The 23,042-nt window shown below is 43.7% G+C and carries 11 protein-coding genes; all 11 read left to right on the forward strand.

What is annotated here, in order from left to right:
• The 11 genes from QZ407_RS05165 to QZ407_RS05215 all read left to right on the forward strand — a co-directional run bounded on the left by QZ407_RS05165 (nucleotide 1) and on the right by QZ407_RS05215 (nucleotide 23,038).
• Nucleotides 1-3,684: a malectin domain-containing carbohydrate-binding protein gene (locus QZ407_RS05165; protein WP_295768271.1), complete on the forward strand. Its 3,684-nt coding sequence runs from the start codon at nucleotides 1-3 to the stop codon at nucleotides 3,682-3,684.
• Nucleotide 3,685: 1 nt separating this feature from the next.
• Nucleotides 3,686-6,499 carry a family 78 glycoside hydrolase catalytic domain gene (locus QZ407_RS05170; protein ID WP_295768274.1) on the forward strand — a complete coding sequence of 938 codons (2,814 nt, stop codon included), beginning with the start codon at nucleotides 3,686-3,688 and terminating at the stop codon, nucleotides 6,497-6,499.
• Nucleotides 6,500-6,541: 42 nt separating this feature from the next.
• A complete protein-coding gene (locus tag QZ407_RS05175; RefSeq protein WP_295768276.1) occupies nucleotides 6,542-7,669 on the forward strand; it encodes a glycosylase in 1,128 nt (375 codons plus the stop codon).
• A 162-nt stretch (nucleotides 7,670-7,831) separates the two neighbouring features.
• Complete coding sequence (galB, locus tag QZ407_RS05180; RefSeq protein WP_295768278.1) at nucleotides 7,832-10,252, forward strand: beta-galactosidase GalB; 2,421 nt, start codon at nucleotides 7,832-7,834, stop codon at nucleotides 10,250-10,252.
• Nucleotides 10,253-10,480: 228 nt separating this feature from the next.
• Nucleotides 10,481-12,055: a sodium:solute symporter gene (locus tag QZ407_RS05185; protein ID WP_295768281.1), complete on the forward strand. Its 1,575-nt coding sequence runs from the start codon at nucleotides 10,481-10,483 to the stop codon at nucleotides 12,053-12,055.
• Between the two features lie 26 nt (nucleotides 12,056-12,081).
• Complete coding sequence (locus tag QZ407_RS05190) at nucleotides 12,082-13,032, forward strand: dihydrodipicolinate synthase family protein (protein WP_295768284.1); 951 nt, start codon at nucleotides 12,082-12,084, stop codon at nucleotides 13,030-13,032.
• Between the two features lie 450 nt (nucleotides 13,033-13,482).
• Nucleotides 13,483-15,114, forward strand: coding sequence for a fucose isomerase (locus QZ407_RS05195; RefSeq protein ID WP_295768287.1), 1,632 nt, complete (start codon nucleotides 13,483-13,485; stop codon nucleotides 15,112-15,114).
• A 2-nt stretch (nucleotides 15,115-15,116) separates the two neighbouring features.
• A complete protein-coding gene (locus tag QZ407_RS05200) occupies nucleotides 15,117-15,815 on the forward strand; it encodes a DUF3826 domain-containing protein (RefSeq protein WP_295768289.1) in 699 nt (232 codons plus the stop codon).
• A 156-nt stretch (nucleotides 15,816-15,971) separates the two neighbouring features.
• Nucleotides 15,972-19,103: a TonB-dependent receptor gene (locus tag QZ407_RS05205; protein WP_295768291.1), complete on the forward strand. Its 3,132-nt coding sequence runs from the start codon at nucleotides 15,972-15,974 to the stop codon at nucleotides 19,101-19,103.
• 12 nt (nucleotides 19,104-19,115) lie between these two features.
• Nucleotides 19,116-20,993 carry a RagB/SusD family nutrient uptake outer membrane protein gene (locus QZ407_RS05210; protein ID WP_295768293.1) on the forward strand — a complete coding sequence of 626 codons (1,878 nt, stop codon included), beginning with the start codon at nucleotides 19,116-19,118 and terminating at the stop codon, nucleotides 20,991-20,993.
• Between the two features lie 383 nt (nucleotides 20,994-21,376).
• Nucleotides 21,377-23,038: a polysaccharide lyase gene (locus tag QZ407_RS05215; RefSeq protein WP_295768296.1), complete on the forward strand. Its 1,662-nt coding sequence runs from the start codon at nucleotides 21,377-21,379 to the stop codon at nucleotides 23,036-23,038.
• Nucleotides 23,039-23,042: the final 4 nt, after the last annotated feature.

Consider the following 23,042-nt stretch of genomic DNA (forward strand, 5'->3'; position numbering starts at 1 on the left):
ATGGCGTTCAAAACATACCCTTTCGTTATAAAAGAAAGTAATCGCATTACCCAAAATTGGCCTTCTCAAGAGGGTAGGGCACAACCCGTGCATTTTGCACAGGCGGTTGTGAGGGGTGTGTCCTTAGCCATGTTTGCGGTTGGGTTATTTTTTACTAACGCCACAGCCCAAACCAACCCACGCCAGGATATCCTCCTCAACAATGGCTGGCAAACCGTAGCGCACGATACCAAAGCTGATGCCTACACCGGCTTCGAACAATCAACTTTTAAAGCCACCAACTGGAAAGCCGTAACTGTACCGCATAACTGGGATGGCTACGAGGGTTACCGAAGGTTAAAGCATGGCAACCGTCATGGTTATGCCTGGTACCGCAAAACGTTTACCGCAAAGCAATTCAAAGCCGGGCAGCGTTATTTTTTATGGTTCGAAGGAGTAAGCTCATATGCAACGGTTTACTTAAACGGCAAAAAAGTGGGATCTCATGCCGGTGGACGAACATCTTTCACGCTCGACGTTACCGATGCCATCAAACTTAATCAACCTAATTTACTGGCCGTAAAGGCCGATCATCCTGTTAATATTCAAAACCTGCCCTGGGTTTGTGGTGGCTGTTCAGATGAGGTGGGCTTTTCAGAGGGGTCGCAACCAATGGGTATTTTTCGCCCGGTGCATTTGATAGCTACCAACCCGGTGCGCATTCAGCCTTTTGGGGTTTACGTGTGGAATGATACCACGGTGAGCCAAAAATCGGCAACCCTGCATCTCGAAACTGAATTAAAAAACTACGGCAACAAAGCAGCATCGGTACAAATTATTAACCGCCTAACCGATGCAACCGGCAAACAGGTTGCCTTGGCACAGTCAACGATTAATCTTTCATCAACCAAAGAACATATTCTTAAACAGGATTTTAAAGACATCAAAAACGTACGCCTATGGTCGGATAAAGACCCGTACCTGTACACACTTCACACCCAGGTTATCCAAAACGGAAAGGTAATTGACGAGGTGCATACCCCATATGGTATCCGCTGGATCAAATGGGGAATGGGCATCAATGGCGATGGCCGCTTTTATATTAACGGCAAGCCGGTGTTCATCAACGGCATGGGTGAATACGAGCACCTGATGGGGAAAAGCCACGCCTTCAGCAACGAAGAAATTAGGGCTCGTGTAATGCAACTGCGGGCATCTGGCTTTAATGGTTTCCGCGATGCGCACCAGCCGCACAACCTTGAATATCAAAAATATTGGGACAAGCAAGGGGTTATTTGGTGGCCGCAGTTTTCGGCGCATATCTGGTATGATACACTTGAGTTTAAAGAGAATTACAAATCGCTGATTGTTGAATGGATTAAAGAGAGGCGGAATAGTCCGTCGGCTATGCTGTGGGGTTTGGAGAACGAGAGTAAACTGCCCGAGGCTTTTGCCCGTGAATGTACCGAACTCATCCGCTCTTTAGATCATACCGCATCATCGCAACGCAAGGTAACAACCTGTAACGGTGGCAAAGGTACCGATTGGGACGTGCCGCAAAATTGGACAGGTACTTATGGCGGGAACCCACTTACTTATGGCGAAGACCTGAAGCGACAGGTTTTGGTGGGCGAGTACGGCTCATGGCGCAGCCTCGAACTGCACACCGAAGGCCCTTTTATAGCCGGCGGCCCGTTAAGCGAAGACCGCATGGCCCAAATGATGGAAACCAAAGTGCGCCTGGCCGATTCGGTTAAAAACGAGGTGGCAGGGCATTACCATTGGATATTTTATTCGCACGAAAATCCCGGCCGTATACAAGGCGGCGAAGGTTTGCGCGAACTGGATAGGGTAGGCCCCATCAACTACAAAGGATTATTTACCCCATGGGGTCAGCCGCTGGATGTGTTCTATATGTTCCGCTCCAACTATGCGCCAAAAGATAAGGAGCCGATGGTGTACATTGTATCGCACACCTGGCCTAATCGCTGGCTAAAACCCGGCAAAAAAGACAGCATCAGCGTGTATTCCAATTGCGATGAGGTGGAACTATTTAACGATGTAAAAACCGTATCTCTTGGCAAACGCAAACGCGGAAAAACAGGTACGCATTTCCAATGGGATGGTGCTAACATTCAGTACAATGTACTTTATGCCGTTGGTTATGTAAACGGTAAAGTGGTGGCCGAAGATTATATTGTGCTCAATCATCTGCCTAAAGCGCCTCACTTAAGTCAGTTGTCGGCTGTCGGAGGTCAGATGCCCGGCAATGCAAGTAAAACAGCCGGCGACCGGCCTCCGGCCTCTGACCTCACAAAACCCGCCTCAGGTCAAAAATACCTTTACCGTGTTAACTGTGGTGGCCCTGATTATAAGGACAGCAATGGCAATATCTGGCTGGCCGACAGACATCAACCCAACTCTAAATCGTGGGGTTCACGCTCATGGACGGATGATTTTGAAGGTATGCCTAATTTTTTTGCAAGCCAGCAGCGCACGTTCGATGTAATTAAGGGAACTAACGATGGCGCATTGTTCCAAACCTTCCGTTACGGTATGGATAAGCTGAAATACGACTTTCCGCTGTCCGATGGTAAGTACCAGGTGGAATTGTATTTCAACGAGCCTTGGTATGGCATAGGCGGTGGTATGGACTGCAAAGGCTGGCGCTTATTTGACGTAGCCTTCAACGAAAAAACGGTGATTAGCAACCTGGATATATGGAAAGAAACAGGCGTTAACCATGCACTTAAAAAAACAGTTACCGCACAAGTTACAGGCGGAAAACTGACCATCAGCTTCCCGAATGTTGCTGCGGGAGAGGCTATAATTTCGGCTATTGCTATCAGCACGGCAAACCAGCAGGTGAAGGTGCCGCAGTCTTCAACTCTGGGACTTATTACCAACTTGAAAGCTCCGGCTAACTGGTCGGCTAAATCATGGTTGGATTTGGGTAATCAGTTATATGCAGGCAATTCAAATATCATCATCAACGAGTTACCTCCAATTTTATTTGGGGCTGAATGGCTGCAAACATCTGTCACTTCAGGTTCGGCTGCTTTTAGCATGAGTGAGGATGGAAGTGTGTATGTAGGCATGAATGCCGGAGCCGGCAATCGCCCCGAATGGTTGAAAGGGTATGAAGTAAGCGGCTTGAAAATTCAAACGGATGCAAGTAACGGTGCGACGCTTAACCTGTATCGCAAAGCGTATAAAAAAGGTGAGACAGTTAATTTGGGAGCCAATGTTGGTACGCAAATGTATACCGTTGCAGTGTTACCTAACGTTTCCCTTGCACCTGCAACTGATTTACGTAAAACCATCACCTACCGTGCCGATGATGCCTTAGCGCAAGGCAATGGGGCGGTTAAAGATACCCTGAGCGGTCGCAAGGTTATCCGCTTTACCCAGCCAGCGGGCGGTAGAGCAACTTTTGCCATTACCCCCGGTGTGGGCGATGTGTATGCGCTCCGCATTAAATATTACAACTTTACAGACAGGCCACTCACCGGAAAGATGACGCTGCTAGCCGAGGATGGCACCGTAATGAAAGAAGAGGATGTAATCTTTGGTGTTGTTAAAAAAGGTAAATCAGGAACCCATGCTACTACTACGGGTACCAGTATAAATGCAGGTAATTACCGTGTGGTAATTACAGGTGTTGATGCTAAAGCCCTCAACCTGTCGGGCGTTGAAATGCAATAAAATGAAGATCAAGAAATTATATATATGGCTTTTGTTACTGCCGGTACAGGTTTTTGCGCAGGCACTAAAGGTTGCTAACCTACAGTGTGAATACAAGGCTGCGCCGCAGGGGGTAGAGGCAGCATCACCAAATCTGAGCTGGCAATTGCAAAGTACCGGACACAATATTATTCAAACCTCATACCGGGTACTGGTGGCCGATAATATCCAAGCACTGGCTAAAAACACAGGTAACGTTTGGGATTCGAAGAAGGTAAGTTCGTCTGCATCTATTCAAGTGTTGTATAGTGGCAAGCCGCTGCAAGCCGCCAAAACTTATTACTGGAAGGTGATGGTTTGGGATAATCAGCAGCATACCTCGGCCTGGAGCAAACCCGCCGAGTGGCAAATGGGGCTGTTAACCAAAGCCGATTGGAAAGGCGCGCAATGGATAGCTTATGACAGGTTGCCCGATTCGTCGCATATTACTCCACTCATTCACCTACGTGGGCCTAAAAAGTTAGGCTTAGCCAATGATGTATTGCCTTTGCTGCGCAAAACGGTCACCATTAAAAAGCCTGTTAAAAAGGCTACGATGTACATAAGCGGTTTAGGTCATTTTGAGATGAGCGTAAACGGCACCAAAACCGGCGATCACTTTCTCGACCCGGGATGGACGGGTTATGATAAGCAAGCCCTGTACGTACCGCTTGATGTTACCAAACAACTAAAACAAGGCGAAAATGCCATTGGCGTAATGCTGGGCAACGGCTTCTTTTTTATTCCGCGCGATGTGCGTTACCGCAAGTTGACCGGCGCTTACGGCTATCCTAAAATGATTTGCCGCTTAGTAACCGAATACACCGACGGTACAACAGAAAGCGTAGTGAGCGACCCTACATGGAAAACCGCACCAAGCCCAATTACCTATACCAGCATCTACGGCGGCGAAGATTACAACGCCAATTTAGAGCAGGCGGGCTGGAACAAACCCGGCTTTAACGATGCCGCCTGGAAAAAGGCAATTGTAGTTGATGGTATCCTGCAGTTAGATGCACAAATAGCAGAGCCGTTAAAAGTGTTTGAACAATTCACGGCAAAAAGCATCAAAAATTTAGGCGCGGGTGTTACCGGCCAGTATAGTAAACCAAAGGATAGCACCATGAAGCAGAAGGTGATGCGCAGCCGGTACTTATATGATTTTGGACAGAACCTTTCGGGCATATTTGAGCTAAAAGTAAAAGGCAAAAAGGGTGATACCGTACGCATTTACCCTGCCGAGTTATTGGCTGCTGAAGGAACCATTAATCAAAAAGGATCGGGAAACCCGCATTATTATGATTATGTGGTGAAAGGTGATGGTGAGGAAGTTTGGCAGCCGCGTTTTACTTATTACGGGTTCAGGTATATGCAGGTAGAAAATGCAGTTGCACCGGGCGAGGCTAACCCCCATAAGTTACCTGTGGTAACCGGGTTGAAGAGCTTACACACGCGCAATGCTGCTCCAATTGTAGGCGAATTTTCATGTTCGAACGAGTTATTTAATAAAACGTTTGCGCTGATCGATTGGTCGATAAAAAGTAACATGGCCAGCGTGTTTACCGATTGTCCGCACCGCGAAAAGCTAGGCTGGCTGGAAGAAGCGCATCTGGTTGGAGGCTCCATCCGCTACATATATGATATAGCCAACCTGAGCCGCAAGTGCATTAACGACATGCAGGTAGCGCAGACGGCAGATGGCTTGGTGCCCGAAATTGCACCGGAATTTACCAACTTTGGCGGTATCTTTCGCGATTCGCCGGAGTGGGGGAGTAACTCTATTATTATGCCTTGGTATGTTTACCAATGGTATGGCGATAAGAAAGTATTGGCCGATAGCTACAGTATGATGCAGCGTTACCTTACCTATTTGGCAGGTATGGCAAAAGAGAATATCCTGAGTCAGGGTTTAGGGGATTGGTATGACTTAGGCCCCAAATCCCCCGGCTTGTCGCAAAATACCCCTCAGGGCATCACGGCCACGGCCATTTACTATTACGATTTAAACATTGTAAGCCAGATAGCCCGCATGCTGGATAAACCTGCCGATGCAGCTAAATATGAAAAACTGGCTATTGAGGTAAGAAAGGCATTCAATCAAAAGTTCTTCAACCAACAAACCAAACAGTACGGTACCGGCAGCCAAACGGCCAATGCCATGGCGGTATACTTTGATTTGGTTGAAGCGAAGGATAAACAAGCCGTAATTGCCAATATTGTAAAAGAAATTAAAGACCATAACAATGCGCTTACCGCAGGTGATATTGGTTACCGTTACCTTTTAAGAGTACTGGATGATGCCGGTCGCTCGGATGTGATATTTGACATGAACAACCGATCGGATGTACCAGGTTACGGCTATCAACTGGCCAAAGGTGCCACAGCACTAACCGAATCATGGCAGGCGCTGCCGGGTGTGTCAAATAACCACCTCATGCTGGGCCACATCATGGAATGGTTTTACAGCGGGCTTGCTGGTATAAAACAGCCCGATAACGTTAATGGCGTTGGTTTCAGGTCTATTGATATTAGGCCAGAGCCGGTTGGCGATGTAACATCGGCGCAAGCCAAAACACAATCGCCTTATGGCATCATCAGCACAAAATGGAAAAAAAAAGGCGGCACTTTTTTACTGGATGTTGAGATACCGGCCAATAGCAGGGCTACGGTTTACCTGCCGGTTGCACAAACCGCTAAGTTGAGTATGAACGGTAAGGCAGTACAGGCCACAGGGTATGAAAATGGCAAGGCAATAATGAAAGTGGGTTCGGGTACTTATCATCTTGAAGCTAAGTAGGATTACTGACTATATGTGATTTTTTGAAAGATAAAGTTGAAAATGAAATACAAAAACATAGGTTTAATGCTGGTTATGCTGTTATTGGCAACTAGTACAGTTTGGGCGCAAAAGGCTAAGAAAAATGTGCCCGAAAGCGTAATGAACGACATTTACGAAAAGATAAAAACACCTCATAAATACGGTTTGGCGCTGGTTCCGGTAGAGAACAGCAAAAAGATGGATTGCCCTACTGTGTTTCGTAAAAATGGGCAGTGGTATATGAGTTACATCATTTTTGACGGCCGTGGTTACGAAACGTGGCTGGCCACCAGTGCTGACCTGCTTAACTGGAAAACCACCGGGCGCATCATGTCGTTTACAGATACTACCGATTGGGACAGTAATCAAAAAGCGGGCTATGTAGGCTTACAAGACCCTAAATGGGGCGGCAGCTACGAATTGCAAAAGTATGATAACAAGTACTGGATGTCGTACTTTGGCGGTAACAGTACCGGTTACGAAAAAGGATTGCTATCCATAAATATGGCCTATACCGAAAAAGATCCTACCGTGGTACACGAGTGGAGCCGCTTGCCAAAACCGGTATTAATGTCAACCGATAGCAATGTGCAATGGTGGGATAACCACACTATGTATAAAGAAACTGTGCTTTGGGATAAAAAGAAATCGCTAGGACATCCGTTTATTATGTATTACAACGCCAACGGCGACAGTGTAAATAAAAAACGCGGTGCCGAGCGCATTGGCATGGCTTTTTCAGACGACTTGAAAACCTGGACCCGTTATAAAAATAATCCATTGTTAGATCATAACATTGGCATAACCGGCGACCCGTACCTGCAAAAAATTGGCGACGTTTGGGTAATGTTCTACTTCGGTGCGTTTTGGAAAGATAAAGGCGGCGCGTTCAACCGTTTTGCATGCTCGTATGATTTGCAGAACTGGACGGAATGGAAAGGCGACGACCTGGTAAAATCTACCGAGCCTTATGATAATATGTTTGCGCATAAATCATGCGTAGTAAAATGGAAAGGTGTAGTTTACCACTTTTATTGTGCTGTAAATAAAGCCGATCAGCGTGGTATTGCCGTGGCAACATCAAAAGATATGGGCAAAAGCAAGCTTAATTTTGTAGCTCCCCCGCCATTAAAGGCTAAAAAGAGTTAATGCAGTTTGCGTTAGGGATAGCAGCGGAAAGCCCGGAGTGTAGCGTAGCAAAACGAGGACTTGCAGCGAATAGCCTGGGCCGGAGGCAACGCCCTGATTAATTATTGGTTGATTAAGTTGATTGGTTAAGTAGTTGTATTGAGAACCTCTCTTTGCAACATTATGATAAAATATGTACCTATGCGGTTAAAGTTTTTAAGTGCAGTAGCAATATTTATAATGAGCTTGGCAGCGGCGTATGCCCAGCCGGGACGTAAGGTGGAGAGCTTTAACAGCAATTGGCGCTTTTATTTAGGCGATGAAATCAATGCCAAAGAAGCTGCTTATAATGATAACGAATGGCGCCAGCTTACGCTGCCTCATGATTGGAGCATTGAGGGTAAGTTTGATGAAAAGAACCCAACAGGGCAAGCCGGAGGTGGTTTACCTGCTGGTATAGGCTGGTACCGCAAAACGTTCGCTATGCCGCAAATGGCACAGGGTAAAAATGTTTTTATTGATTTCGATGGTGTATACTGTAACAGCGAGGTTTGGATAAACGGGCACTCGCTGGGTAAACGGCCTAATGGGTATATCTCGTTTCAGTACGATTTAACGCCTTATTTGAATTACGGTGCGCAAAAAAACGTAATAGCCGTTAAGGTTGATAACTCGGCGCAGCCTAATTCGCGCTGGTACAGTGGTTCGGGAATTTATAGGAATGTGTGGTTAACTACTACTTCAAAATCATACATACCGCAGTGGGGAACGTTTGTTACCTCAAAAGTAAACGCCGCTAATGCCATTATGAGCATGCAAACACAGGTTGTGGTTAAGCAAAAGGGGTTGCGGTTAAAGGCATCGGTGCTAACACAATCGGGCCAATTGGTTAATTCTATCACCACAGAATTAAATGATAATGATACGGCTGCTACTGTTAGCCAGAATATTGTAATTGGGCAGCCAAAGCTTTGGTCGGTAAATAACCCATACCTGTACAAGGTTGTGTTGCAGGTTATATCGGGTAAGCAGGTGATCGATAAATATGTAGTGCCGGTGGGCATCCGTAGCTTTAATTTTGATGTAGATAAAGGCTTTTCGCTCAACGGTGAGCGTATGAAAATAAAAGGCGTTTGTATGCACCATGATTTGGGCGCATTAGGTGCCGCAGTGAATGTACGTGCCATGGAACGCCAGTTAGAGATACTTAAAGCGATGGGGTGTAACGCTATCCGTACGTCGCACAATCCGCCTGCGCCTGAATATCTTGACCTTTGCGACCGCATGGGCTTTATCGTGATGGATGAGGCGTTTGATATGTGGGCCAAAAAGAAGAACAAGCACGATTATTACCAGTATTTCCCGGCATGGCATCAGCGCGATCTGGAGGACCAGATTAAACGCGACCGTAACCACCCTTCGGTAATGATATGGAGCATTGGTAACGAGATACGCGAACAATTTGACAGTACGGGCATCACCCTGACCCGTGAGTTGGTTAAAATTGTAAAGGATTTAGATACCACCCGCCCAGTTACTACTGCCTTGAGCGAGGCCGATGGTAAAAAGAATTTCCTTTATAAGTCGGGGGCGCTGGATATTTTAGGCTTTAATTATCACCCCGAAACTTATGCCGATTTTCCGAAAAACTACCCCGGTGAAAAGTTCATAGCAGCCGAAACTATCTCGGGCTACGCCACCCGTGGTTACTATGATACCCCTACCGATAGCACGCGCCACTGGCCTACCAGTGCCAAAGCTAAACTTACTCAGGGTAACGATCGGTTTGCCGTTACCGCTTATGATAATGTGGCTGCTTATTGGGGATCGACCCATGAGGAAACCTGGAAGCTGATTAAAAAGTACGATTATCTTTCGGGAGAGTTTGTATGGTCAGGCTTTGACTTTATTGGCGAACCTGTGCCTTATCCTTGGCCTGCCCGTAGTTCATACTATGGTATTATTGATTTGGCTGGTTTCCCTAAGGATGTGTACTACATGTACCAAAGTGAATGGACCGATAAGCCAGTTCTGCACCTTTTGCCTCACTGGAATTGGGAAGCCGGCAAAACCGTTGATGTGTGGGCATATTACAATAATGCTGATGAGGTAGAGCTATTCCTGAACGGACGTTCGTTAGGTACCCGCAGCAAGCAGGGCGAGGATTTGCACGTGGTTTGGAAGGTGCCTTTTGAGCCGGGTATATTGAAAGCGGTATCGCGTAAGGATGGTAAAGTAGTACTAACTGAAGAGAAACGTACTGCAGGTAAACCTGCTAAAATTGAATTGGTTGCTGATCGTAAACTCATCAAGTCAGACGGTAAAGATCTGTCGTTTATAACGGTACGCATTTTGGATGCCGGAGGCAATGTAGTGCCTGATGCAGATAATCTGGTAAATTTTACTGTAAAAGGTAAGGGGACTTTGGCCGGTGTTGATAATGGTGCACAGGCAAGTATGGAATCTTTTAAAGAACCACAACGCAAGGCGTTCCATGGGCTTTGTTTGGCTATAGTACAGGCTAGTAAAAGCGCCGGGTTACTTACTGTAACGGCACAATCAGAAGGCTTGCTGCCTGCCACGGTTATAATCAGAGTAAAGTAGTTACCATAGCAGCCCTCCCTCAACAGGAGGGCTTATATTGGTAATAAATTAATCTCACATTTCCAAAGTCACCCCTCCCGGGGAAGATTTTGAAAGGGCTGGATAATATGCTATAACATGAAGCGAAAATGTTATAGAACAAACTGTGTGGTATCTGATAGTTTTGTTTTTAAGGCATAGGCATTCCTGGCCAGCCGACCAATTAAACCAAATATCAGTTTTACATAGATGAAAAGCCTACCAGCTCTCGATCTTGGTGTTATTGCTATATACCTGTTGGCCATGTTGCTGGTTGGCTTTTATTTTTCGCGTAAAAATAAAAACGCCGAGCAATTTACCAAGGCATCGGGTTCTATACCCGGCTGGGCTTTGGGAATATCTATATACGCCACCTTTTTAAGCAGTAACACTTTTTTAGGTGTACCTGGCAAAACTTTTGGCACCAACTGGAATGCTTTTGTGTTCAGTCTTTCAATGCCGTTGGCCGCCTGGTTTGCGGCTAAGTACTTTGTGCCTTTTTATCGAAATACGGGAGAGGTTTCGGCCTATACACATCTCGAGCACCGCTTTGGTGCATGGGCGCGCACTTATGCGGTTGTATGCTTTCTGCTCACTCAATTGGCTCGTATGGGTTCTATATTTTTCGGTATAGCCTTGAGTTTGCAGGCGCTTACAGGTTTCAGTATGAAGATGATTATCCTAACCATGGGCATTTGTATAATCATATATACTGTGCTAGGTGGCATTGAAGCCGTAATATGGACTGAGGTTGTTCAAGGCATCATCAAAACCTTTGGAGCACTGCTTATTTTATACATTATTATCACCAACATGCCGGGCGGCATAAGTAAGGTGGTTGAAATTGGGAAGACGGATAATAAGTTTAGTCTGGGTAGTCTTGCACCCGATTTTACCACGTCAACCTTTTGGGTGGTGCTGCTGTATGGTTTCTTTATCAATCTCAATAATTTTGGTATGGATCAGAACTATGTGCAGCGCTACCATACCGCTACGTCGTCAAAGCAAGCAGCCAAATCAATATGGCTGTGCGTTTGGCTGTATGTGCCGGCCTCGTTGCTATTCTGTGTTATTGGTTCGGCTTTGTATGCTTATTACCAGGTTAACCCCGAACTGACAGAAGCCATTCGCCACCAGGTAGCAACCGAGCGTTTACACGGAGCATCGGCTGCTGATATTGCTCAAATGGCGGCATCTTTAAAACCCGAAGATTACGGCGATAAGGTGATGCCTAATTTTATGGTAACTAAAATACCTGCCGGTTTAGTTGGTTTGATAGTTTCAGCCATCTTATCGGCTGCAATGAGTACCATTAGCTCAGGCATGAACGCATCAGCCACGGTTTTTGCCGAGGATATTTACAAGCGTTACTTTAAGCCCGGCATCAGCGTCAAGCAAAACATGACGTTGCTGCATACCGCCACCGTAGTTGCTGGTATTGCCGGTGTGGCTGCAGGTATAGCAATGATAGGTGTTAAAAGCGTGCTTGATGTTTGGTGGCAGTTATCGGGCATATTTGCCAGTGGCATGCTGGGCTTGTTTTTACTGGGCATCATCAGTAAGCAAACCCATAACCACGAAGCTATCATAGCCATTATCGTTGGCATCGTTGTTATTTTGTGGATGACGCTGTCTCCGCTTTTACCGCCCGATTCGGGCATGCTTCGTAACGTACTTCACCAAAATATGGTGATAGTAATTGGTACACTGGTTATCTTCTTAACCGGCATTATACTCACCCGTATAAAACAAAACAAATTGGCACGTACCTCAGCTACACATTAATTTTAATAATCATTTATCCCAATATAATGACTACTACTAACACCACACCGGCAAAAAAAGGTTTTATCCCCGTAATGCTTACGCCGTTTACCGAAACCGGTAAAATTGACTTTGACGCGCTTACAGGCCTTACGGAGTTTTACCTTGAAGCCGGAGCCGCCGGTTTGTTTGCCAATTGTTTATCGAGCGAAATGTTTGAGTTAGACGAGGCCGAGCGCATACAATTAATCGAGCATGTGCTGAAGGTAACTAATGGTAGTGTCCCTGTGGTGGCTACCGGCACCTTTGGCGGGCCTATAGCCAAACAGGCCGAATTTGTAAACCGCGTTGCCAATACAGGTGTACAGGCCGTAATTGGAATAACCGGTTTGCTGGCCGAAGAGAACGAAAGCGATGAGGTGTTTAATGGCAGGGTAGAAGAGTTGATGCGGTTAACCGGCAATGTATCCTTAGGTTTTTATGAATGTCCGGTACCTTACAAACGTTTGATATCTCCCGAGCAATTACATCAGTTTGTATCTACCGGGCGAGTTACATATCATAAAGATACCTGTTTGGATATCGAGCAAATTAAAGCCAAGTTGAACGGTACTAATCGTCAGCCTGATTTTGGTTTGTATGATGCTTATATGGTTCATGCAGTGGAATCGTTAAAAGCCGGTTCGGCAGGACTGTCATGTATACAGGGTAATTATTTCCCTGAGCTGTTAGTTTGGCTGTGTGATAATTATAACAATGAGGTATTAGCGGCTGAGGTAAATCGTGTGCAACAATTTTTTATTGACAACATGGATGTGATGCATAACGTATACCCAAAGGTTGCAAAATATTATCTTCAAAAGCGAGGTGTTAAAATGAACGGTTACACAAGGCGCAATGTTGGAGAAATTAGCTCTGACGTGAAAGAACAAGTTGATAAATTATACAAGGACTACAACGTTTTGCAGCATGAACTGCAGATAAAAAGTGTACTGTAGTTTAACAGTTTTTAATAAAAGTCGGCTGAGGTTTGCGAAAGCCAGCTTTTTGTTGTTCGCATTAACATCTTAATAGTTATTTGCATGGTTTGTTAATAATATTTCTACATCATTTTGTAATGATTGTAATGTTGATATTAAACACCTGTGCCATTGATAAATAAGGGTATAAATCAATATAATTTAGTACCCATTTGATGCTAATATCGTATAATAAATAGATAACAACTGTTAAAAAAGCCTCTCAGGGTTATCAGATATTTGTAATCTAACCAATTAGTGAAAATTTAAACACATCATTTTTTAAGCTGAGAATGGTAATTAAGTAGTTATAAACCAGTTAAATGTGTAAAAATAACACTAACATTTAAATGGTTGACTGCAATACCTGCACCTCTGTACGTTCAAGAAATCTGATTTAGCTTCCGCTATTGGTTACAAAGCCAAAATATGTCTAATACAAGCAGTAACAAACAGGTTTTATTAGTTGCCAGCGGCGATCTGCGCTTATCAGCAAATCAAAATTGCTGGGCAGCTCAACACGAAATGGAAAGCCAGCTAACGGCTGCCATTGAAAAGCAGGGCTGGACTGTAAAGCGCGCACATGCTTACGACGAGGTTAAACAACACGGATTTATTGATTCTCAAAAAATGGGTATTGATGTATTTCGTGGTATTGACCCTAATCAACCTATTATAGTTGCCGAAAGTGTTTGGCAATATACTCACCACGTTTTAGCTGGCCTAACAACGCATAAAGGTCCAATTTTAACATTAGCCAACTGGAGCGGTACATGGCCGGGTTTGGTGGGCATGTTAAACTTAAACGGATCATTAACCAAGGCAGGCGTTTCATACAGCACGCTTTGGAGCGAAGACTTTACAGATGACTTCTTTAATGCAAAAATTAAAGAGTGGCTGCAAACCGGCAAAATAAAACATGATCAAAGCCATGTAAAAAGCTACGATCTGGTAAATATTCCTTTAGAAGACGAAGCCATTGGTAAAGCATTCGGGCACAAGCTTAAAAGCAATAAAGCTATTATGGGTGTGTTTGATGAAGGATGTATGGGCATGTTCAATGCTATTGTTCCTGATGATCTGTTGCATGCTACAGGTATTTTTAAAGAACGTTTAAGTCAGTCTACCTTGTATGCTGCTATGTTGCAGGTAGCTGACGATGAAGCACGGGAAGTACTGCAATGGTTGCAGCAAAAAGGCATGCAGTTTAACTGGGGCACAGATGCTGCAACAGAACTCACCGAAGCACAAACACTGGAGCAATGTAAAATGTACATAGCCGCATTGCGTTTAGCCGATGAGTTTGGTTGCGATACTATAGGTATACAATATCAGCAGGGATTAAAAGACCTTACCGCTGCCAGTGATCTGGTAGAAGGTTTGTTAAATAATCAAGACCGTCCGCCGGTAAAATCAAACGATGGTCGTGAGCTTTATGCCGGTGATGCATTGCCGCACTTTAACGAAGTTGATGAATGTGCCGGTTTAGATGCATTGGTTACTTATCATCTGTGGAAAGAGTTAGGTATGCCTGGCGAAACCACGCTGCATGACTTGCGCTGGGGCAAGCATTTTAAAGGAGATGGTATTGATGATTTTGTTTGGGTGTTTTTAATTTCAGGCGCTGCACCTCCTGCCCATTTTATTGGTGGTTATAAAGGCGCGTCAAGCGACAGACAGCCGGCAATGTATTTTCGTTTAGGTGGTGGCAGTTTAAAAGGCATCAGCAAACCTGGTTACCTGGTTTGGAGCCGTGTTTATGTAATGAACAATGAACTGCACTGCGACTTGGGGGTAGGTGAATCTGTTTTATTACCAGATGCTGAAACTCAAAGACGCTGGGATATGACCACTCCGCAGTGGCCTATCATGAATGCTACGCTTAAAGGCGTATCGCGCGACCAGTTAATGGCTCGTCATAAAGCCAACCACATACAGGTAGTTTACGCTACCGATGAAAACAAAGCACACCAGGCATGCCGTATAAAAGCGGCAGCGCTAAGTGAAATGGGTTTAAAAGTTCATTTTTGTGGTGATGTAAATTTAAAAGTAACTAATTAGTGATGATGATGAGAAAAGTGATTTACGGTTTGCTTGCCGTAGTTTTATTGAGCGTTACAAGTGCAGTAGCACAAGATAATACCAGCGCTGCCGAAAAGGAAATAGCTTACCGTAAGGTGGTATTTGACCGCGCGGCAAAAATTGTTAAAGGCATCAATCTTCCTGATTCTGCCAGGGCACTTGATGTAACCAAGGTTGTAGCTAAGCAATATCAGGATTTAAATGACATATACACCTTCCGTGATAACCGTAAAGCGGCCATTAAAGCGGAAACCGGCGACAATAAAGAGGCTGCGGCAGCGCATTTGAAAAAGCTTGACGAAGAAACCACTGCCAAAATTGACAAACTGCACCCGCAATACTTAACCCGCTTAAAAAAGGCTGGCTTAACACCTGAGCAAATAAATCAGGTTAAGGACGGCATGACGTACAACGTACTAAACGTAACTACAACGGCTTATAACAGCATGTTGCCAAACCTTACCAACGAGCAAAGAACTCAAATTGCTGCCTGGCTTATTGAAGCAAGAGAACATGCAATGGACGCGGAATCATCAGAAAAAAAACATGCATGGTTTGGTAAGTATAAAGGACGTATAAATAATTACTTGTCTGCAGCCGGTATTGACATGAAGAAAGAAGAGGCTGCATGGTTAGCCCGCGTTAGAGAAGAAAAAAACAAACAACAGTTAAATAAATAAAAATTAAGCATACACGCAGCGTTACAACGCTCGTGTATGCTTTTAAGCAATAAATATTAAAACATAAATTTTAAGCATGAGATAAACATTACGCTTTTCCCTCCAAACAAAATTTAAATAACAAACCCAATTTGTGAACTATACTAAATTAATAAGATGAAGAAAATTCTACTTTTCTTATCGCTTTGTATTGCCTCAATATCGGTGTTCGCACAAACACGAACCATTACCGGTACTGTAGTAAGCAGCGATAAAAATGAGCCACTTGTGGGCGTAACTATCCAGGTTAAAGGAAGCCCAACGGCAACACAAACCGACGTTAATGGTAAATACGCCTTGAAAGTTACAAGCTTGCAAAATGTTGTGCTTACCGTGAAGTACTTAGGATATGCTTATCAGGAACGTACCCTGCGTGTTGGCGAGAATAACTTTGACGTAAAGCTTGTGCAGTCAAATAATAATCTTGACGATGTTGTGGTAGTTGGATACGGTGAGCAAAAAAAAGCTACTGTGACTGGATCAATAGCAACCATCAAAGCTAAAGACGTTGAAGACATACCGGCAGGTAACTTATCGTCACTTTTAGTTGGCCGTTTACCGGGTGTAAGCATTGGAGGCGTAGCCTCTGGTCGTCCGGGTGTAAATACAGCTATTAACATTCGTGCAGCAAGTTCATTTGGTGGAGTAACTCCAACATTATTTGTAATTGATGGTTTTGTTCGTGATCAAGCTGAAGGTCAGGCCGCATTTGATCGTTTAGACCCGAGTGAGGTTGAAAGTATATCAGTTCTTAAAGACGGTGCTGCTGCAGTTTACGGTGCTCGTGCCGCGGGAGGTGTTGTATTAGTAAAAACTAAGCGCGGAATTGAAGGTAAGGCTAAAATCAGCTATGCCGGTTCTTATGGTGTAAACAACCCAGTTAAAATTCCTGATATGTTAAGTGCCTATGACTTAGCTCGTCTTGTAAATGAAAATCTTCGTGTAAATTCACCTAATACTTATCAGGCAAACCGTTACACCGATGACGAACTGGATGCTTTTAGAAGTTTAAATTATAATTGGCTTGATGAGTCTTTCAAAAATTCTACCACTCAGCGCCATGCGGTTAACATACGTGGGGGCAGCAACAAAATTGGATATTTTGGTAGCGGTACATATTACAAAGAACTTGGTAACCTAAAAGGAACATCTTATGATAAGTATACTTTAAGGTTAGGTGTTGATGCTGAAATAAATAAAAACCTTACAGCAAGTATAACATTAGCAGCAGATAACAACGTAAATCAAATTCCTTACATCAACAACGAACAGGCCGAGCCAATGAACCTTACCTTTGCAAGTTTATTGCAAACACCGCGTTGGGTGCCTGTCTATATAAATGGTTTACCTGTAGGCCAAAACACCCGGGGGTTGGGTATTGCACACAACGTGTCGGCTGCTACTAACCGTAATAACTATTCGCGTACCACAGGCAATAACACTACCTTAAATGCATCATTGAACTACAAAGTGCCCGGGGTTGATGGCTTAAAATTAGGTGTTATTTACAACCGTAACGTGAGTACAGCTTACAATAAATCGCACCGGTTAAACTATACGACTTACATTTTTAATACAACCGGTACAAATGGTCACATTATTACCGACCAAAATCCGATTGCACGTATAATTAACAATGGCGAGCGTTTACTGGAGGATTACAACGGAAGTAATAGTTATCAGTTAAACGGAAGTATATCATATGATAAAAAGTTTGGTAAACACACCATTAACGCAATTGGCTTATACGAGCAATCTGAAACCAGCGGACAATTTTTACGTGCTTACAGAGATGGAAATCTTGTACCTGGCGACGAACGTCAGGAAGGTTTTAATCCTGCCTCAACCACAAGTTCAAGTAACCAGCCTATAAGTAGTCGTTTATCATATATCGGTCGTGTTAACTATAACTATTCTGAAAAATATTTATTGGAAGCTTCTTTTAGATATGAAGGTTCATTAAGGTTTTCACCAGAGAATCGGTGGGGTTTCTTCCCTGCAGTTGCAGCGGGTTGGAGAATTTCGGAGGAGTCTTTCTTTAAGGATAACGTAAAATTTGTTAACAACCTAAAGTTACGGTTATCAGCTGGCTTGTTAGGTAATGATGCAATTGCAACACGCCAGTATGAGCAAAGCTATGGTGTAGCTACATCAGGATATTTAGGATTAGGTTCTACACAGTTAACAGGTTTAAATCCTCGTCGCAATGGTTTGATTTTGTTCCAAACCTGGGAAAAAACACGTAACTACAACGCAGGTATTGATGTTGGATTTACTAATAACATAAGTGCAACGGTAGATGCATATTACAAGTACACTTATGATATTTTAACCAGTCGTGGTTCAATTTTGCCAACCAGCTTTGGTATTACCAGTCCGCCAAGTGAAAACTTTGGACGAGCAAGTGCCTGGGGTGTTGATGGTAGCGTTAATTACAACGGAAAAGTTGGTAAAGAATTTGGCTATACTGTCGGTATAAACGGAAGTTGGGGTAGAAACAGAGTACTTGAAATATACCAAAGTGCCGGTGCAATTGGTACTTGGGAAGATCAGGTTGGTAAAGGCTTCGGTGGTTCAGTAGGTTATATTGCTTTGGGTATGATGCGTTCACAAGCCGAGGTTGATGCCTTTATGGCTGCTAACCCAGGTTATACCATTAATGGACAGCCTCTTACACCAGGTATGATCTATTATCAAGACGTAGGTGGTCCTAACTATTCTGGACCGGATGGCAAAATTACTGCTGATGATCAGCGTATTATTGCCCCAGACAGAGGCAGTTTAGGTTTTGGTATTAATTTGGGAATGACTTACAAAGGTTTTAGAATTAATACCAACGTAGGGTTAAACGGCATTGGTGCTAAAACATTCTATGAGAATGATGCTATAAGACCAATTCAAAACACAAATGCTATTTTGAATTTGCCATCTTTCTGGAGCGACTTCTGGTCTCCCGAAAACCCAAATGCGGCATACCCGCGTCCTGTAAACAGTGCTTTCACAGGCGAGCGTTCAACATTCTGGATGCGTAGTGCTGTTACTCTTAATATTAATACACTTGATGCGTCTTATACACTACCGGCCAATTTAACACAGAAATTAGGTATACCGTCATTGCGTCTTTATTTTGCATCACGTAACTTATGGCGTATCATAAACCCGTTACCTTATCGTGATTATGCACTGTCTTCGTTTGTAAGATATCCAACTTTAAGAACATTTAATTTTGGTTTAAACATTGGCTTATAAAACAGATTTATAATGAAAAAAGTATTTTTATATATATCAGCAATTGTAGCGTTTAGCAGCTGTAGTAAAATATTGGAGCAACCAGATCCTACTGGGGTGCCGCCGGAGGTTGTTTTTGCAACAGAGCAAGCCGCAACCTTGTATGTTAACGACTTGTATTTTAGGAGCATGCCATTAAACGGTTTTGGTTTGAATGCCGCTTTTACCGAAGAGACTCCTACAACTTCTGCCACGTCGGCTGATGGGGTTTACATGTACGGTACTTTGGGTGTTGATGCGGTGGGCAATCCATTTTCGTTAGCAACCTACGGTCGCATACGTAACATCAATATTGGTTTGCAAGAAGTACAAAACAGTGCGTTAGATCAGGGGGCTAAAGACCGTTTAATGGGTCAAATGTACTTTATCCGTGCATGGGAATACTTTCAGTTGGTACGTATATATGGTGGTGTGCCATTTATATTAACCGTTGGCGATCCATTTAATGACAGTTTTGAGTTACCGCGTAAAAAAACCTCTGAATCATTTGAGTTAATTGTTTCTGACCTTGATAACGCTATACAAATGCTTTCACCTATAATGAACGATAGCGAAAGAGGACGCGTAACAAAACCGGCAGCAGCAGCTTTTAAAGCAAGGGTGTTATTATACTGGGCAAGCCCGCAGTATAATAACAATAACGATCCTGCCCGTTGGCAGCGTGCTTATGATGCATCAACTCAGGCTCGCATAATTTGTCAGGCCGCAGGTCGTGATTTGAACCCAACCTTTACCAATATTTGGTTACAGGAAAATACATCTACAAATAAAGAGTTGATTTTTGTGCGTCCGTTTGAATTTAATGCAACTATTACCAATTCTTGGGAAAACACTGCGCGTCCGCGTGAAGTAGGTTCAAATGGTGGATCTATAAACCCAACAGTGGAGTTAATGGAAGCTTTCCCAATGAAAGACGGAACGCCTTTCATTGCTCCCGGAACTGCTAAACCGGCTTATGAAAATAACAGCGTATTATTTTTCAAAGACCGCGATCCTCGTTTTTATGTAACAATTGTTTATAACGGTGCCGATTATCCGTTAACTGGCTTAAACCCTGGCACAATAACCAATGCCTCAAACCCTCGTGGTAACAGGCAGTGGCAATATGGTTATTATGCAAACGCAAATTCTACTGCCGTTACTCAGCTTGAAACCAATCCAACCTTAACAGGTTTTTATACCCGTAAAATGATTAACCCAAGCACAACGCAAACGTTGGTAACACAATCAGGTACTGATTGGGTTGAGATTCGTTATGCCGAAGTGTTACTTAATTTGGCCGAGTGTGCTAACGAGATTGGACAGTTGGCCGAAGCAAGAACTTTGGTTGGATTAATACGTGCACGTGCTGGTATAACAGCAGCTAATAATTATGGTATCACCGCTGCTACAAAAGATGAAATGCGTGCAGCAATTCTTAATGAGCGTCTATGTGAATTTGCTTATGAAGATAAACGTTACTGGGACATTCGTCGTCATAACCAGTATGCACAAGATTTGCCAGGCAATCCATATGGATCAAGCACAACCATCTACAACCCGTTTGCTAAAAAGAATGGATCTCAGCGTACAGGTTTATCATTTACGTTGAAGAAAGAATATCGCAATGCTGACTTTATTAAAATACGTGAGACCATTGACCTGAACACATCGTTCTACACTTATTTTACAGTTAGTCCTCGCATAAATCGTGAAGCTGGTACCGTAAATTATAGACAAACTAATTCACCTAGTGCCGGTAATCCAAGTTATAACTTCCTGCCAATACAAACTACGTTACTTAACCGCAGCCCTGGTGTTCTTCAAACACAGGGATGGGCAGCAAGTAACACATTCAATCCATTCGAGTAATGTAATTGTTAAAGAGCAACAAAGGGAGGCCGTAAAGCCTCCCTTTGTTGTTTTATTGCTTTGTATAATCTTGACTAAACCATTCGGTGTAAAAAGTATCATAATCGAGCAGAGCAGCGTTTATACTCCTCAAATATGTAACATATTTGCTATGTAGGGCTCATTTGGTCATTTGCGGGGGCAATGCTAACATCTCATAATAGTTTGTTAATATTTTATATAAAATCGCCCTTGCTACATTGCATCTTTGAAATAAGTATTTAAAGAACCAATATTACCTAGGTTTCCTGTTTTTATTTTGGAAAGCTTTTGCAGGTGAGGGCAAAAACTGTTACAGAGATACGCTTTTACTTCCGGGTAATAACCAATACAATGAACTGAAGATGAAGAAACGAATTTTAATTGCGTCTGTTTTTTTAGCCGGCATTACTGCAAATAATGCTTCGGCGCAATATCCTGATATTCCCGCCGATGTTAAAGCAGCAAGCGATGCCATGATGAAAGAGAATCAGCGCAAGTCTGATTCGGCATGGCAAATAGCTTACAAACAGGTTGATTATGATATGCGCCATGGAAAGCCGTTTATTCCATGGGCATCACGTCCTACTGATTTACCACAGGCCGATATTAAAGCATTTCCGGGTGCCGAAGGTGGTGGGGCTTACTCATTTGGTGGTCGCGGTGGTAAGGTGTATGTAGTTACCAGTTTGGCCGATAGCGGACCAGGTACTTTACGCTGGGCTTGCGAGCAGGGTGGCGCACGTATTATCGTTTTCAACGTTTCAGGTATCATCCGTATTAAAACTCCTTTAATCATTCGTGCACCATATATTACCATTCAAGGGCAATCTGCTCCTGGCATGGGTATCTGCGTGGCGGGCGAATCGGTTTGGATCAATACGCACGACGTGGTTATGCGTTACATGCGTTTCCGTCGAGGCGAAACCAATGTTGGCCGTCGTGATGACGCTTTAGGTGGTAACCCGGTGGGTAATATCCTTATTGACCATTGCTCAACCAGCTGGGGTTTGGACGAAAATATGTCGATCTATCGTCACATGTTCGACCCTGAAGATGGCAGCAAAGACGAGAAAAAAGGTACCGTTAACGTAACTATCTCAAACTGTATATACTCAGAATCATTAGATACCTGGAACCATGCGTTCGGTAGTACAACCGGCGGCGAAAACAGCATGCTGGTACGTAACCTTTGGGCTGACAATACCGGCCGTAATCCATCAATTGGCTGGAACGGTATTTACAACTTTGTAAACAACGTAGTATTTAACTGGGTACACCGTTCAATGGATGGTGGCGATTACACAGCTAAATTCAACATCATAAACAACTACTTTCAGCCAGGACCGGCTACGCCTAAAAACGAACCGGTAGGTCACCGTATCTTAAAACCAGAGTCGGGCCGTAGTAAGCTAAAATATAAAGTATATGGTATGGCTTATGTTAATGGCAACATTATGGAAGGCAATGCTAAAGTAACGGCCAACAATTGGGATGGTGGCGTACAGGTAGAGGGCGAAAAAGGTGAAGAAATGGAAGGTACTGGTAAATACACCGATTACATGAAATGGAATAAGCCATTCCCTATGCCGGCAACTAAAATTATGGATGCTAAAACTGCCCGTCAGTTTGTGTTGACAAATGCAGGTGCAACGCTGCCGGTACGTGATGCGGTTGATACCCGTATTGTTAAACAAGTAGCTACTGGTAAAATTGAATACAAAGACGGCGTTAAGCTACCTGAAACACAGTTTAAGCACCGTCGTTTACCTATCGACTCGTATAAAATTGGTATCATAACTGATCCAAGCCAGGTGGGTGGTTACCCTGATTACAAAGGCACACCTTATGTAGACAGCGATAACGACGGATTACCTGATGCTTGGGAAAAAGCTCATGGCTTGAATCCAAAAGATCCTAAAGACTCTGCAGCCATGGCTAAAAATGGTGGCGGTTACAGCAACATCGAAGTATATTTGAATACACTGGCTCAAAAAGGCGAAAAAAGTGTAGCACAGGTTAAGTAAATGT

Source organism: uncultured Mucilaginibacter sp. (assembly GCF_913773635.1).
Classification (GTDB): Bacteria; Bacteroidota; Bacteroidia; order Sphingobacteriales; family Sphingobacteriaceae; genus Mucilaginibacter.